The 16,334-nt window shown below is 43.1% G+C and carries 13 protein-coding genes and 1 pseudogene; 2 read left to right on the plus strand and 12 right to left on the minus strand.

The genetic code is table 11. The features are described 5' to 3' along the window. Positions 1–2 precede the first annotated feature (2 nt). From M1K46_RS20275 to M1K46_RS20290, 4 genes are read right to left on the minus strand one after another with little or no spacing between them, the layout of a single operon-like run. Complete coding sequence (locus M1K46_RS20275; protein WP_256227475.1) at positions 3–1,235, minus strand: DegT/DnrJ/EryC1/StrS family aminotransferase; 1,233 nt, start codon at positions 1,233–1,235, stop codon at positions 3–5. A gap of 13 nt (positions 1,236–1,248) precedes the next feature. Then, on the minus strand, positions 1,249–2,502 hold the full coding sequence (locus M1K46_RS20280; protein ID WP_256227476.1) for a DegT/DnrJ/EryC1/StrS family aminotransferase: 1,254 nt from the start codon (positions 2,500–2,502) through the stop codon (positions 1,249–1,251). Further along, positions 2,495–4,195: a hypothetical protein gene (locus tag M1K46_RS20285; protein WP_256227477.1), complete on the minus strand. Its 1,701-nt coding sequence runs from the start codon at positions 4,193–4,195 to the stop codon at positions 2,495–2,497. Before M1K46_RS20285 ends, M1K46_RS20280 begins: the two co-directional genes overlap by 8 nt. After that, complete coding sequence (locus M1K46_RS20290) at positions 4,192–5,103, minus strand: Gfo/Idh/MocA family protein (protein ID WP_256227478.1); 912 nt, start codon at positions 5,101–5,103, stop codon at positions 4,192–4,194. The genes M1K46_RS20285 and M1K46_RS20290 overlap by 4 nt, the downstream gene beginning before the upstream one ends. 158 nt (positions 5,104–5,261) lie before the next feature. Here M1K46_RS20290 and M1K46_RS20295 point away from each other — a divergent pair, with 158 nt between their 5' ends. Next, positions 5,262–6,629 carry a GTP cyclohydrolase IIa gene (locus M1K46_RS20295; protein WP_091005084.1) on the plus strand — a complete coding sequence of 456 codons (1,368 nt, stop codon included), beginning with the start codon at positions 5,262–5,264 and terminating at the stop codon, positions 6,627–6,629. A 3-nt stretch (positions 6,630–6,632) separates the two neighbouring features. On the opposite strand, the gene M1K46_RS20300 is transcribed toward M1K46_RS20295, so the two are convergent. Next, on the minus strand, positions 6,633–7,754 hold the full coding sequence (locus tag M1K46_RS20300; RefSeq protein ID WP_256227479.1) for a mandelate racemase/muconate lactonizing enzyme family protein: 1,122 nt from the start codon (positions 7,752–7,754) through the stop codon (positions 6,633–6,635). 144 nt (positions 7,755–7,898) lie between these two features. Here M1K46_RS20300 and M1K46_RS20305 point away from each other — a divergent pair, with 144 nt between their 5' ends. Next, positions 7,899–9,566 (plus strand): hypothetical protein, encoded by a 1,668-nt coding sequence (locus M1K46_RS20305; protein ID WP_256227480.1) that lies wholly within the window; start codon positions 7,899–7,901, stop codon positions 9,564–9,566. Positions 9,567–9,603: 37 nt separating this feature from the next. Here M1K46_RS20305 and M1K46_RS20310 read toward each other — a convergent pair whose 3' ends face one another. The 7 genes and pseudogenes from M1K46_RS20310 to M1K46_RS20340 all read right to left on the minus strand — a co-directional run. Continuing rightward, positions 9,604–10,554: an acetylxylan esterase gene (locus M1K46_RS20310; RefSeq protein WP_062232414.1), complete on the minus strand. Its 951-nt coding sequence runs from the start codon at positions 10,552–10,554 to the stop codon at positions 9,604–9,606. Positions 10,555–10,599: 45 nt separating this feature from the next. After that, a complete protein-coding gene (locus M1K46_RS20315; RefSeq protein ID WP_256227481.1) occupies positions 10,600–11,799 on the minus strand; it encodes an ROK family transcriptional regulator in 1,200 nt (399 codons plus the stop codon). After that, entirely contained in the window at positions 11,753–12,511 is a 759-nt protein-coding gene (locus M1K46_RS20320) for a sugar isomerase domain-containing protein (RefSeq protein WP_256227482.1), read from the minus strand. Before M1K46_RS20320 ends, M1K46_RS20315 begins: the two co-directional genes overlap by 47 nt. Continuing rightward, a complete protein-coding gene (locus M1K46_RS20325; RefSeq protein ID WP_256227483.1) occupies positions 12,489–13,673 on the minus strand; it encodes an N-acetylglucosamine-6-phosphate deacetylase in 1,185 nt (394 codons plus the stop codon). Before M1K46_RS20325 ends, M1K46_RS20320 begins: the two co-directional genes overlap by 23 nt. Further along, positions 13,674–14,444, minus strand: a complete 771-nt coding sequence (locus M1K46_RS20330) for a 6-phosphogluconolactonase (RefSeq protein ID WP_256227484.1) — start codon at positions 14,442–14,444, stop codon at positions 13,674–13,676. Continuing rightward, positions 14,419–15,738, minus strand: a complete 1,320-nt coding sequence (locus M1K46_RS20335) for a neutral/alkaline non-lysosomal ceramidase N-terminal domain-containing protein (RefSeq protein ID WP_256227485.1) — start codon at positions 15,736–15,738, stop codon at positions 14,419–14,421. The genes M1K46_RS20330 and M1K46_RS20335 overlap by 26 nt, the downstream gene beginning before the upstream one ends. 233 nt (positions 15,739–15,971) lie before the next feature. Then, positions 15,972–16,334: pseudogene (locus M1K46_RS20340) on the minus strand (phosphoesterase); the annotation flags it as partial.

A 16,334-nucleotide genomic window follows, 5' to 3' on the forward strand; every position in this document is an offset into this window, starting at 1 on the left:
TGTCATCCTCCTCCCATGACGGGAAGATGCGACTGAGCGACTTTTTTAACGGCCTTTGCCGCATCATAAATCCCTTCTTCATCTCCCAGCAGCACGGTTTGGGTGATCCACAAAACCTGCTGGTCACCCATTCGTTCAGCAACGGGGCAAGTCTGTATCCTTCTTTCTCCTGTCCATTCCTCAATTGAATTCTGTATGGCGTCGTATTTCGTAAGAGACGTATATCCGCTTGCACATGGAATTCCTTCTGCAGAAAGCCGTTTCATGAACTCAGCTTTATGAAAAGACCTGGCGAACTCTTCTTCCAGATAAAACATATAGAGGTGATAACCGTTACGGGTCACCCGTAAATCGTCTCTAAACAATTGTATCCCGTCAATGTCTTTGAGCAACTGATCCAAAAGAATCGCATTGCGATTGCGCCGTTCCACCTGTTCTTCAAGCCGCTGCATCTGTCCGAGCAATACTGCTGCCTGAAATTCAGTAAGACGTAGATTCCATCCTATCGTGTCGTGCTGGTACCAAGCACCGTCACGACTCCTTCCTACGTTGCACAAAGACCATGCCTTGTCAGCTAGAGTACGGTTGTTTGAAACGATCATTCCTCCTTCACCAGCTGTTAAATTTTTGCTTGATTGAAAACTGAACGTGCCAATATCGCCAATGGCTCCTACTCCTTTTCCTTTCCATTGAGATCCTACCGCCTGGGCTGCATCCTCAATCAATGCAATCCCATGTTTCCTCGCGACAGCGCTTAACCGGTCCAAATCTGCTACCGTCCCTCCGATATGAACCGCAATAATGGCTTTTGTCCTTGGGGTGATGGCTTCCTCCACCTTCTCTGGGTCGAGAAGCATGCTATCTTCTTCTACATCCACGAACACAGGTATCGCTCCAAACATTAACGGGGCCGTTGCTGTAGCTATAAAAGTATAAGGGGGCATGATTACTTCATCGTATGGCTTTACTCCCGCTGCCTGCAAAGCAACGGTGATAGCAACGGTTCCATTTACAACACTGACGCCGTAACCAGCATCTTGAAAACTTGCAAACTTGTTCTCGAAAATAGGAAGTTTTGCTTCATAACCTGCTAGATTTGCTCCTCCTGAACCTCCCCATTTTCCTGAGTCTATCACTTCGTACAGCAGCCGTTTTTCTTCCTCTTCACTAATGGGCCAGATGGGATAGGGTTTGTTCCTGACGGGAACGCCTCCATGTATGGCGAGCTTATCCATGTGATTCTCCTTTCTATAACGTACCGGCAACTTTTTGTTTTTGGTAAAAACGCGCTACTTTCTGAATGGCCGCAATCATTGCTTCGATATCTGTCATTGTATAAAACTCATTGACAGGAAGCCGTATGGCGGTTTTCAGTATGTTTTCAGCTTCAGGGCACAATACCCCTTCATAGGCAGCACCAGTCACGTCAAAAGGAAAGGTACTGTTTTGATAAGCTGAACGCTTTTGAAATAATCCGCTTTTGTAGACCACTTCAGGAATATAGCCTGCTGATGCGGGAATTCCTTCTTCTTTCAAGGCAGCCGCAAATTCATCCCTAGTGCAATGAAATTTGGAAGGTTCAATACGGAACATATAGAACCAATAGGTGCAAACATTGCCAGCATCTACTTTATGTGGATGAATACCATCTAGCTCTTGAATTCCTGCTGTAATCTTGTTTCCATATGCTGTTCGGATGGAACAAATCCCAGGAAGCTTTTTCAGCTGTGCGATTCCAACGGCTCCTTGTAGTTCCGTCATTCTGTAGTTGGGAGCAAGGTAAGAAAGATCTCTATTTACAATGCCACCCAGTCTTAAATAATTCTTGTCAGCAAAAGCATGAGTCAATTTATAATCCTGCTCATCAGCAGAATTTACGGTTACCATACCGCCATCACCTGTGCTGATATGCTTAAAATCATTTGTGCTGAAACAGCCATAATTACCAATGGTACCTGCCAGCCTTCCTTTGTACGAAGCAAGATAGCTCTGTGCACAGTCTTCAATCACTTTTAACCGGTACTTTTTTGCAAGAGCCATGATCTCATTCATATCTGCAGGATTGCCTGCTAAATGAACGACTAAAATCGCTTTTGTCCTGGGTGTTATGCACGCTTCAATGGATTTTGGGTCCATATTATACGTGTGAGGATTTAGATCAGCAAAAACAGGGATGGCATTTTGATAAAGAATTCCAATTAAAGTCCCTTGATCGGTGATGGGGCTCGTAATGACTTCATCACCTACAGTAATCCCAGCTGCACCCAGTGCTGTATGGATAGCTGCAGTACCAGATGAAACTGCCACACTGTAGGAAATCCCGTACATTTCATTAAACGTCTTGAGAAACGTTTTTACTTTTTCTCCGTTATGATAAAAAAGCGTATTTTGTTCCAATGCCTCCACTAGTTCCTTTGCCTCTTCTAATCCAAATCGTTTACCCGTTCCAAACGGCGTATCCTTCACTTTCCTGCCGCCGTGAACAGCCAGTTTTTCACTCATGGAACTTCGTCTCCTTCCCAGGAAGCACCATTTCTTCAGTTCCTGCTTCCACTTTCTGCTTTTTGCAGTAAACTCCGAATCGTTCGATATAAGTACCACTGTTATCTTTTTGTTTTACCGGAATGCAAATGACTGCACCTAAGCATCCGTTCGTATATTCCACTTCTCCTTCTGGCATTATTCCTTGAATCTTCATCCTGGTACGGCGCCTTACCCACTCGTTGATCTGGTCTCCGGTCCAAAAATGGTAACCCATCTCTTTTGCCTGACGTACCACTTGTTTCAGTGCCTCCTTCACCGTTGGTTCCCTGTAAAGATGGATCTGATGAAATAAAAAGTGGGCAACACCTCGCACCTCCTTCGCCTTTGTTAAAAACGGCTCAATGATGGACGTATCTGCTAGTCTTGATAAATCCACGTCCTGTGTTAAAAATCCTATTTCTAATACGTCATAGATACGGTTTTGTTTATCTGCCCATGCAATAGGAAAATAGGGGTGGCATGTGCCAAACAAAAAGCCAACATTCCCTTTTTTACTAGGGCCTCTCGTTTGATCCGACTGGATGCCGATACTTTCACACCATTCAAATAGTTCTCCCCAGTTTTGAAAAATCGTGTAATGGTTCTTATTGGAGACAATTGGCTCTTCACCGCTCACTATATGGAGCCAGTCTAACTGTCTTTTCATTTCCAATTCACTCCAAAAACCACCGTCCTCTTTCCTGGCATTGTAGTGAAGTGCAATTTCATGGCCTTTCTGACGGATAACAGGATATATAGCAGGGCTGTATCCCGGCTCCATCATGCACCAGGTGCTATGAATATCACATTCTTCTAAAATAGCTAGAGTGGTATACGCAGATTCATCGTCATTTACATCACTATCATGAGAGACCATGGCTAACTGCTCTATGCCATCTGGCCAATAATCAAGAAAAGGCAGTGTCAATCCCTGATCAAGGACGGTTTTCATCAAATGAGAAATCATAGCTTCTTTCCATAAATCAGCATAAGGAACAGAAAAATATGGCTGGCCAGTAGAGGTTCGCAAACGATCCATCTCCCAATCCATTGCAAACCCATCGTCTGCCTTTAACAGCCCATCATCTAAATTAGCCGTGCCATCCGGAGCTGGCGGCCCATCTTTTGTTACAGGTTCTCTTCCCTGCTGCATCCCGACAATGGCTCCAATGATATCCACCGTCCAGCGATGAAGGATGCCTTTTCCTATGTCCCATTTCTCAAGCAAGGCGCCAGTACTTCGTCCTTCTGTAGAACCTGATTTGATTTCTCCGGACTTTTGGCAATGAAACAAAGAGGGTGATGCAGTCCAAGGAAATGCGTGAAAAAAACGTAAAAATTGCTGATTGTAAACGCCATAACCACCATCTATTAGGTACTCTTTCAAGCCCATGCGTCGGGCAAACTCCCCTAATGTGCCAAAGGAAATAACAGAGCCTCCCGAGTGGATGTAATCCCATAGATCCTCTGTCTCCTCAAGCTTTAGTGGCGGCAATGCCAGCACAACAATGTCAAAGTGATGTAGTTGTTTTGTTTCTTCTATTGGTGTGAATGGGATTCCCGCATACTGAAATAAAGAACTAAAATAACATTCAAAAACGTTTTCGCCTCTTCCCCAATTATGGATGGCGCGTTCTTTATCCAGGTACACACCTACCCTTGCCATCCTCAATGGCGGGCCATCCTTTCTCCGAGCTGAACCGTTTTACCAGTCTGCCGGCTTTCATTCGCCGCTTCGATAAAGCGGATTAATTCCATGGATTCTTCCATGCCAACCGGAGGTTCTCCGGTTAAAAACATTTTCATTACTTCTTCAAGCAAGCTCGCGTAATGCGGCTTTGTACCTTTTTGGCAATCCACAAATGCCGTACCTGAACTTCGGTGGACCAAAGCGCCAAATTGATTATTTCCTGTACGATTGCCTCTAACCGTTCCTATTCTTCCATCCGCCCACTTGCCAACGATGACATCGTGATCATTATTTACGGTGCAGCTTGCTTGTTCGCACCCTGCTCCCATGACGGTAAACAGCATCTCTACCGAATGAATCCCATACCAAAAGAGGCCGGGCAACGGAGGTTCAATTTTCATGGGACCGTATGTATCTGCCCCGATGATCGAACTTTTATCCATGGCGGCTTGCTGAAGTTCTTCAGAAAATCTCAACGATGAGCTGCTGCTGACTGGCACGTGGTACTGCTGTGCCAGCTCAAAAATCTGACGGGCATCAGCAGACGTACAGGCTAAAGGTTTATCAATATAAATCGGTTTTCCATAACGAACAATTCTTTTAAATTGTTCAAGGTGGACTCTTCCGTCTACTGAAGTTAATAAAATTGCATCTGTTTGTTCCGCTACTTCTTCTGGACTCCCGGTCATTTTCACTTTGTAGTTTTCTTCCAGCTGCCGTGTAATCGATCCTACCCGCGAAATGCTTAGTTCAAAATCCGGCGAGCCCCCCGGATAAGCAGCCACAATCTTACCCCCCTTGATATAATGAGGATTTTTCTCATTATTTAAAAGATCGGTAAAAGCTGGACAGTGAGTGGTATCAAGACCAATCATTCCAATTTTCAGCATTTTGATGATGTAGCCTCCTCCTGAAATTTTCTGAATAATCAATCTCATTATAATGGCAAAGTTTATTTAAAGACAAGTCTATAAAATGTCTTTTTTTCTTAATTTCCTTCAGCTATAATAGGTTCAACATGTCTGATTTTTGGAGGTAAGTAAATCGTATGGCGTCTCATTCTCCCGAGGAAACGGAAAATGGTGTTGCTATTGGTGTGATCGGCCCTTCAGCTTTAATTGAAAGAGCCCGTGAAGCGCTGCACTCTTTTCCATCTTTCATACCACTTTTGCGCAGTTATGAAGAAGAAAGTGAAGTACTGGATCTCACAAAAGACTTACTAGCGAACGTAGAGGTATTGCTTTTCCTCGAATATCACTTGTTCAGGAAGGTAAAAGAGCAGCTTCATTTTCATATTCCCGTCCATTACGTACCTCTTATGGGAACAGGTTTGTATCGTTCTTTGTTTCGAAGTAAAAGCCTGTATGGTTTAAGGATGCTGACCATCGATTCGGTTCCTAACCAGTATGTGAATCAAATTTTAACTGAGCTTAACGAAAAGAACACAGTCCTGCATATATTTGAAGGAAGTCCGTTGGCTACGACGGAAGAAATGGTGAATTTTCATTTATCACATTTTGACAACAGGCCAGGCTCTTCCGTGTTGACAGGTATTGAAGCTGTTTCCGAAAAACTTACCGCTCTCGGAATACCAAATGAATGGGTCACCCCTACCCATCAGGATTTAATCGTATCGTTGGAGCGGGCGTTATTAGCCACCCGTACAAGGAGAAACAAAGAATCTCAAATTGTCGTTGGTTTAGTAAACATTGATCAGTTTCGCAAGATGGTGGACAGCTATCCATCAGAACATGAGGTTCAAAAGCTGAAACTTGATTTACACCGGCTGCTGCTCGATTACGTGAAACTTCTCGACGGCCACTTAACAAGCCTCGGCGGAGGAGAATATTTATTTTTCACTACAAGAGGCATCTTTGAAAGAGAAACAAGAGGTTATAAATATTTGCCTGTCCTGGATGAGGCTGATAAACTGTTGGGCATTTCCTTAAGTGTTGGAATCGGCTTTGGCCGAACAGCCACCGATGCGGGAAACCATGCGAGAGTGGCACTCCGACAGTGCAAGGAATTTGGCGGAAAAGCCTGCTATATCGTCAGGGAGGATCTCAGTGTGATCGGGCCAGTAGAAATTACCCATCCGATGATCTATGACCTTTCCATAACGGATGACAAACTTCTTGAGGAAGCAGAAAAGGCTGGAATGTCGGCTGCTTATATGAGCAAATTGATGGCACAAGTCGCCCGGTACAAAAAAGCTAACTACACTGCTCAGGAACTCGCTTCCATCCTCGGTATTACCATCCGAAGTTCCCACCGAATCCTTGGACAATGGATAGATGCAGGTTTGGTAGACGTGGTGGGAGAAGAAAAAATCTCATCAAAAGGCCGTCCCCGCCAAATTTACCGGCTGTCTTTTGTTGCCGACCATTTAAAAAAAATAAGAGAAGCAGTGGAATAGACTCTATTCCACTGTATAGTTTTGAAGCTTTTCACTACTAACCTTACAGCCTATCCCGTACCGATCACCAAGGTATACGGTTCCTTCTTCCCGTACAGGCCCCTCCGAAACAGGATCATCTGCAAGAAAAAAAGGTCCATTTAAATCTACTGGTGCTGATATTTGCAAGTAATTAAAAAGATGGGCACTCGCTGCCAGACCAAGTGTAGATTCGGTCAAGCCCCCTCCGAGTAAAGCCAGCCCCGCTTCCTTTGCAATTTCCCCGCAAATTTTTGCACGGTACAAACCTGCCATTTTAGTCAGCTTAATGACAGCCGTATCACATGCTTCCATCCGAATCGCCTGTAGTAAATCACCTGAACTCCAAATGCTTTCATCAAGTGCAATAGGAATGTGCACTTTCCTTCGAATTTCCGCGTGTCCTAAGAGATTATTTGCACTAAGCGGCTGTTCGAATACATCCACTCCTAAATTCTCAAGTTTCCTTGCAACATAGATGGCTTGTGCCACAGTATAGCCCTGGTTCGCATCAACCCGGAAAAATAGGCCGGGAGCAGCTTCCCTTACCGCTTCTGCCAAATGGATATCGTGATCAGGATCAAATCCGATCTTAACATCCAGCCCCTTGTACCCTTTTCTGTTAGCTTCTGTGGCTTTTTGAACCGCTTCATTCACGTCTCTTGTACTAATAAGATAAGACAGGCTGATCGTTGAATTCGTTGAACCCATCCATAATTCTCCAATGGTTTTTTTATTCCTTTGTCCGATTAAATCATGCAGCGCTGTATCGATCGCAGCTTTGGCAATCGGTTGGCCAACAGTCAATCCACTCTTAATTTCCTGGTTCATCACTTGGTGCACATAAGAAATGTCGTCAATCCTTTTCCCTATGAGAGCCGGAATGAAATAGGTGTTGATGGTGGTGGTAACTGATTCGATCGTTTCATAGCTCCATCGATGGCTGGGCCGTGCCTCCCCCCACCCGCTTATTCCATCCTTATCCGTAATTTTTACATAAACATGTGGAGCACCTGCTTGCATATCACCTACTGAACCACCTGAAATCCTAAAGTCCTGAAGCATGGGTAATGTTAAAGGAAAAACTTCTATTTTAGAAATAAACATCTTAAAGCTCCTTTCTTGAAGCATGACTAACTTCCTAATTTTTTCCTAAACTATTAATAGACATTTTATAGACGTGTCTTTTTTTGATAACGTTAAGCTACAGAGAAAGCTACAAAGAAAATTGCCTGAAAAAGGAGGATTACTATGAAAAGAAAAATGAGTGTGATCGTACTCTTGTCTTCCATCTTGATGTACAGCCTGCTGACAGGTTGGGCTCCTCTTCCAAGAGCGGCGGCTCAGACCGACGTACAACCCGGTGAGATTTTAGCTGATTATGCTGGTGTTGTCAGGGAAACATCCCCTCGCTCTGATGGGATTTACCACATTGATACCCCGAGATCCATTCAAAAACTGAAAGAACTTCATATCAATACGTACTACTACCTCGTTTGGCATGAGAAAACGGATTGGGACGATTTAAAGAATGAGTTTTTGCCTGCAGCCCGTGATGCCAATATCAATATTGTTGTCTATCTCGTACCTCCCTCTGAATCTACCGGCGTTCGAAAATCTTATCCTTACACCACCGATTACATTGCATGGTCAAAAGCTATTGCCCAACTCTCCCTTGACTTCCCTAATCTTATAGGATGGGCCATTGATGATTTCAACCACAACCTGTCTACTTACACACCTCAATATATGGCACAAATGAAACAAACTTCTGAGGCCATTAACCCAAAACTCATGTTTACTCCGCAAATGTATACCGACTCCTTGAACGAAAGCTTTTTACAAACAAGAGGTGCTTATATTGATGGCGTCATATTGGCTTTCAGAGATGGAATCTATCGAAATACGCAAGTCTATGAATCTGCTCAACAGCAAATTGATACCGCTTACAACCTATTAAGTTCCTATGACCTTCCGCTTTATTGGATGCTGTATGCTTCACAGCTTTCCCTTACCCCGGCAAACCCTTCAGCAAACTACGTAAGAGAAGTCGTGCAAATTGCCTTGGATAACTTGAAAACAGGCAAAATTAAAGGGGTCACTACGTATGTTCTTAAAAAGAACTTTGAACCTGAACCAATAGACGACAAGGCCTTTAATGATACTGGGTATCTTAACTTTTTTGTTGGAGCAGGTGCACCTACCACAGCCGGAGATTATGAGGAAGCTTCACAGAACATCCGTGTGGACCGAAAATCTGATCAATACTCGTTAACATTCCAGACAATGGATCATGGCCCCAATGCGATGGGTTACCATAAAAAACAATTGCTGATCGATAGCCAGGTGGTGTGGGAACAGGACACAGCCGAAATTCTGACGGATTTGCAGTGGAATACCATTCACGTTGATCTTACTCCGTATTTAAGCGGCAAGAAGAATGCCCGGCTCTCCTTTCGTTTTTATGAAGCCCGCCCTGTCAACAATTTCTGGACTTATGCTGGTTTTGATGGTCTGCAGCCAGAAGGATTCTCTGTAGAGAATGGTGATTTTGCAGATAATAGCTCCTGGGCATTTTCCTCTATCTCTGCCGCCATTATTGGTGAGATTATGCATTACGACGAAAATCGAGCCGAGAGAGCCTATGAACAAACAAAAAGATCCTATTTAACCTATGAGTTGTATCACTCTATTTATACTGCAGATCTTAAGACAGAAACAAAGACCGATTTAGCAGAAAAGGCTGAGATGGTAATGGATGAATACTTTTCCGAGAATAATCAAAAAGCGATCATTAAGCTTCGTCAGCTGAAAAACAAAATACGGATTAAAAGCGGACGGGAGATTTCCCTGGAAATGGCAGAGAAATGGGAATCAATATGTGACGAACTGCTAACCTACTATGAAAGCGAGATGTGAAGAATGTCCCTCTGGAATTTTCCAGAGGGTTTATTTCTTATAAATGCTTATTGACGAACTCAAGGGTTTTATCAATATGTTCTTGGCTTCCTGGAGCATTGTGTGTCGAGAAAGGATAAACCTCTATTGATTTTTCGGAAGTTATGTGATTATACACGCCAAAAATCGTTTTTGGAGGGCACACCGCATCCTTTAACGCGACAGATAATCTGACTTTGCTTTTAATATTTGAAGCGAAATTAAGATTGTCAAAATAAGTTAGGTTTTCAAAAACCTTTTCCGTGTATTGGGGATACCTTGCTAAAAAATTCTCGATAAATACGAGAGAGCCTTCTGTTTTTAATTGAATCGCCAGCTCCAAATCACACATATTCGGAACGTCTGCCACTACCAATTGCGGCCGAGGATCCAGAGCAGCCACAGCTAAAGCAATCCCCCCTCCCAAACTTGACCCTATTAAACAGATTTTTTGTGGATTTACCTCTGGACGCGTTAAACAATAATCAATGGCCCGTTTAGAGTCCAGATAGACTTTATAATAGTAGTATTCTTTCTTGTTCATAAGCCCCTGTGTTGCCCAGCTGCCTAGTGTTCCCGAACTATAACAGGAATCATCCCCCGTCTCTCCCATTCCCCTGCAATCCACTGCCAATACAGCATAGTCCTGAATCAGCCACTGCATATACTGGGAAATGGATCCTTTGCTGCTGTTGTATCCGTGAAAAAAGATAAGGCATTTAAGATTCCGTTCCAGTCTTTTTGGTTTTAGAAAAATCCCCTTTATCAGAGATCCGTATGCTCCGCGATAAGCAACCTTTTCACATTGGATTTGTTTAATGGGATATTCCATCATTTCTGCCTGTTCATTTAACTCAATACATTCCAGCTCTTTCAGTGCCTGTGACCAAAAAGAATGAAAATCATGTCTTGCCGATAGAAGTGGTTTGTAGGCACTGTATTCTTCAATTGCTTCACGAACTTGCCTCATATCATCATTCCCTTCTTCGGTAGAATGGAACAAAATTAATAGATTTTAGCTATTCAGAAGAATAGAAACCGCTGCTCCCTTCGCTGGAGAATAGAACTCTTTTGAAAAAACAATCTTCGTCTGAGCAAAAGCGTCGGAAAGAGTACGTTGCTTTGCGGAAGAAATCGTCTTCTCCTGAAATTCATAAATTTGGTTATAAGGTGCTTCTATAACGATTTCTTGAGGATTTAGCAAATGAATCACCTGCACCAGAGCACGGCCCAAATAATTTCCGTATTCTTCTATCTCTTGGTGTACCCTGTGGTCTTGCTTAGCTAACTTTGTAAGATCCATGTCATTTTTATCTGAAGGAGTATAAGAGAGGCTTTGAAGAAATTCCCGAAAAGCTTCCATACTGATTATTTTTTCAAGGCAACCCTTCTGGCCGCACTTGCATATTGGACCATGTGAAGCCACAGATAGATGGCCAATTTCACCGGCTGTCCAGCTGTTGCCATTCATTACTTGATTGTCTGCCACATAGGCTCCTCCGATCCCCTCGCCAATCCTTATATAAAAGAAACTAGATCGCAATTTTGGTTTGACCGTTTCTTTACCTCTTTCCGCTGCAATTTTCACATTGTTAAAAACCTCGACTGGCACTTTAACCTCGGTGCTAAGAATTTTTTTTAAATCCACATCCTTCCAATTCAAATTTGCCGATTGGTATACATACCCTCTTGTCGGGTCAACAATGCCAGGTACGGCAATCCCAATCCCTTTTGCCTTATGAAATCTGCTTGCTAAGTTTTTTGAGAGGTTGATCACTTCATCCAAGACGGATTGGCTTTTTATGGATACTGACCCCTCCTCTAGTTCATTTAATTGAAAATCCAATACGATATATGAGATGTTGTCTTGCTGAACCATTAATCCGATGGTTTGCAGCGCATCTGGCCTTAAGCGCAGCAAAACTTTTGGTCTTCCTGCTCCAATCGGTTCTTTTATTCCCGACTCAGCAATCATTTTTTGTTTCAGCAATTGTTCAACGATAAGAGACACTGTATTTTTGCTTACCTTTAACGCTTGGGCGATCTCCTTTCTTGAACATGGTTCATGTGTCCGAATATAGTCCAAAATATTTTTTTGATTGATTTCCCGTAACAGAGCAGTACCTTTTACCGGCATTCTATATTCTCCTGTCCTTTTCCGTACTTCTTTATAGCTTTTTAATCTTTCCTTTAAACCGATCGATAAATTGGGCATTCCATTCATCCCCTCCTGAGGCGTTTCCACTCATCCAAATGGGCGGCTGAATGCCTTCAGCCACAAGCAAAGCGATCGCTTCAGCTGTCATGGCATTCAACAGATAGGCATTCGCAAATGTAGAAATAGCGGCTACTTTTTGCTCCAATCCGCTGATTTGCAATATCGCATCGCCTACTCCAACCTTGCTGTCCAAAACGACATCCACCAATTCATGCAAGTTTTGCTTGGAAGGGTGACGGGCAGGGTGGTCAGCAGGAGTACTTGATGCATGCTCCACAGAGGTTACACCAATTGTTTTTACACCTCGCAGTTTGGCTTCCAAGGCCGCATCGATGGTCGCTGCATTAATGCCATAAGCATTAACAATGATCAGAAGATCGTCTTTCACAAGTCCATAGTCTTCGATCACAATTTTTCCATAACCCGGTGTCCGCTCGATCGCCATCGAACGAAGAGCTCCTCCACTTAGAAGCGTTCCTTCATCCAGCATAGCACTGATGTGCATAAGACCACCGGCACGAAAAAACAGCTCCTGTGAACCTAAATTGGAGTGGCCGCCAGGACCATAAGCGAAAACAAGTTTATCCTGCTTCACTTGTTGTGCCACCAACTTCGCAGCCTCTGTAATAGCATGCTGCTCTTCTTTGTGTATTTTTTCCAAGTGACGGATAATCCCCTGCAAATATTCAGTCATTAAGGGTGTTTTCATGAAAATAAGCCTCCCTATTCATATATACAGAAACTCCATTTTTGTACGTTTCGGTTATGGTTAATTCATTCTTTTCTGATTGGTGAAGCAATAGAAAATCTGCTGGTGCACCTTCACAGATGCCTTTCTGTTGCGGCAAATTCATCACCGTGGAAGGATGGATTGAGGCCAGGTCCACAGCAAGAGATAAGCTGCACAGTCCCCGCCTGATCAAATGGTTAATCCCCCATGACTGCGTTTGAGCTGACCCTGCCAAAAGATCGGCATTATCATTCATATATAGCCTTCCGCTCTTATCCAGTACAACATCACCGCCAATATGAAGATGATAAGAACCTTCAGGCATTCCGGCTAATGAGACGCAATCACTGACCAGAATGGCCAGCTTCCCTTTCATCCTCAGGATGACCTTTATGACTGAATCGGGGAGATGAAATCCATCAGCAATCATGCAGGCGGCAAGCTCATCGCTTGCCAGCTGTTCCCAAAGGTAGTTAGGATGCCTCTTTAACATGACATGAGCACCATTTCCTAAATGGGTAGACATCTTCGCTCCCGCCTCAATCGCGTTTTGGATGTTTTCAGGGGTGGCAGATGTATGGCCTATGGAAACGAGAACACCATGATTTGTACATTTTTTTATAAACGATGCGGACCCAGGCCATTCGGGTGATACGGTGAGGATGGAAATCCGTCCCCCAGAAGCTTCTTGCCACATCTGAAATTCAGTCCAGTCAGGAGCTTTAACGAATTGTTCAGCATGAGCTCCCCGAGGTCCATCCTGGGGAGATAAGTAAGGCCCCTCTAAATGAATGCCCGGAATGGCTTGATTGACCGTTTTGTTTGTTACTGCTGCTTTTTGGAATACGGACAACGAGTTTATAATGTTTTCCGGGTGATTGGTGATGATCGTAGGATAAAATGTAGTTACTCCCTGGCTCCATAAATGTCGAACGGTAGATTCGATAGAAGCAGGTGTGAGCGTTGCGTCATTATAATCAATTCCTCTATACCCATTGACTTGTAGATCAACAAAACCCGGTGCTATGATCGGTAGTTCTTTTCGCTGTTCATCCTCTTCAATAGAAAGAAACACTCCATCTTCAAAACTCACTTTTACTGCTTTGCCAGTTTTATAGTGAATCGCAGAAACTTGTTTCACTTAACAGCCACCGCCAAATGAATCTTGATCTAGATATAATGTACAATTTTTGTGTTTTCGAAGAACGGAAGCAGGACAATCTTGTGTAATTGTTCCATGAAGCACCGATTGTACAGCATGTGCTTTTGTCTTGCCTGGCACCACACAGTACAGGAATTCAGCTGAAACCAATGCAGGTATCGTTAATGTAAGCGCCTCTTTTGGCACCTCATCGAGAGAAGAGAAACAGGCATCATTCACTTGCTGTCGCCGGGATGCCTCGTCTAATGTCACCACTTTCATTGTTTTTGGATCATGAAAATCTGCAACTGGAGGATCGTTGAAGGCAATATGGCCGTTCTCACCGATACCCAAACAAACAATATCAACAGGTTTTTCTTTGATTAGTTTTGTGTAACGATCACATTCTTCTTCTGCTCCATTCGTCGTTTGAATAAGATGGACTTCTCTTGGATGAACTCGATCATATAACTTATCTTTTAAAAAAGAACCAAAGCTTTTAGAAGATCCGGATGGCAAGTCCATATATTCATCCATATGGAAAACTGTAATCCGGCTCCAGTCAATGCTGTTATCTGCTGCAAGATTATCCAGCAATTCGTTTTGAGAAGGAGCCGATGCAAAAACCATCCGTAGATTTTCCTGAATCGAGAGAAGTTCCTTAATCTTGCTGCTAACATCACTTGCTGCTTGCTGTCCCATCTCTTTTCTCGTTTCAAATACCTTTACATTTAAACGATCTGCTCTACTCGTTAATGGATAAACCGTCATATTCCTCCCTCTCTTTCTTCTGGATAAGGTTATCAATTGCTTCTAATATTCTGTTTTCAACCGTTCGTGAAAACGGGGATGGAAGCGCAAAATAATAAATAGAGTCCTTGGCTTCATAGCCTCCTTCACTCAGTTGGGCTGCTGTTGAAACATAACCAATCATCCCATTGCTGTACGGAAGGGGTATGATTCGTCCTCCATACTTTTCTTTCAGCTTCAGACCATATTCTGTAACCATTTCGGCGTTCATGGATAGAAAGGACAGATCTTCACAAAACGTCATCAAACGGAGCTTTAAAGGTACCCCCGCCTCAAAGTCCGAAACACGCTCTTTCATAATGGTGCACCATTCCATCATCAAAAGGTCTTTAGGATAAGCTGCTGGTTCATAATGCTCGTCAGAAAGTAATTGCTCAAAGTCCAAGGACAAAACGGTGGTTGAAGTATGTACTTTTGCAGATATTACGTCCTTCCAATGCCTTTCATTAAAGCAATCCAATACTGAGCTTGCTAATCGTGAACCAAGTCGTTTTACATCCTCTTCTTCTCCCCTGTAAAAGGCATCACCTTTAATAAGGGCCGGCCGGATGTCACCGCAGCACCCCTGTAAATAACCAGCTATACATCCATTGCCTATTTTCATTTCTACGATCTCAAGCGCAGTTCCAGGAAATTCGGAAGATACATGGTTATTTCCGGTTGTAGTCGGATGGCATGCATAATGAATCAACAAAGCTTTCGTCTTTTGGCAGTGGGTTTCAAAGCGAACGAGTATGACTTCATTGTCCACTAAACCATCAGGATTAGGGGCCATGATGATCTCACCGTTTACTGCCTTTCTGCGGTTAATCCCTATATCAGAGGAAGTAGCTCCTTTTTTTACCGTCACTTCTTCGGCATTTTGTTTTGCAGACTCAATCGCAAGAAGAAGTTGTTTCTCCAAAAAATCAATATAGGAGTTACTGTAAATCCCCAGATAGGAAGTAAACAATCTGCTTGTTTGCGGACCGGAATGATTGTGTGTCGCGTGAAAAATAATGGACTCTGCGGGGATAGAAAATTGTTCAGCGATTTTCTTTTCAAGTTTAGAAACTAGATCTGACCCCCACCAAATTAAATCAGCAATAATTAACAACGAAGGGTTCTTATTTGTTTCTTCAAAGAAACAAAAAACACGGACATACAGCTTCGATTTAATTTCTGTGAAAGGGTCTTTACGATGTGCAAAACCAGCCAAATGAACTGGCTGAAAAGGAGTAATATCCTGTTTGGACGTTCCTAACCATATACTCATTTATTTTCCGCCCTTTTTGTTCATAATTAATCATAGTCTATGACTAAATATCCATCTAAAAAATACCACCTTAATCAATGAAAGTCAATTAATATTTTGAAAATTTTAATTATTTAATAATCATGATGGAAAACAGCTATCTAAATAGGAATGCGGCATCATTCCTGTTTCGGAATCATGCCGCACAAAGAGCGGTTATTAATTAATGGAAAATGTTATTATTACCTTTTTAATCATTGTCTGCCGGCGATGATGCTTTCCGGCTGTTGGGCCACCGCATTTGGAGTAAGCGGTTTTTTGTCACCAGGATACGGTGTATCAAAACCTTTTGTCGCGTACCAGACCGCGTGATTCAGCATGTTTGCATTAATTTCGTCAGGGGATGCATTTTTCCCGCTCATCCATGACTTGTTTTTGTTGGACCATTCCGTCCATTGCTCTGCCAATGCCTTAGACTCTGAAGTACTCGCTTCTGTGTTCGCAAGTGCAGCTGCATTGGCCGTTGGCTGACCGTTTAATGTGTCAAGCGGGATTCGGTTCGCTTCAGCTTCATATGGTGTGAAATCTGGCTTATTCGTAAAAATTTCGCTCATCGG

It is taken from the genome of Fictibacillus sp. WQ 8-8 (assembly GCF_024494405.1).
Taxonomy (GTDB): Bacteria; Bacillota; Bacilli; order Bacillales; family Fictibacillaceae; genus Fictibacillus_C; species Fictibacillus_C marinisediminis.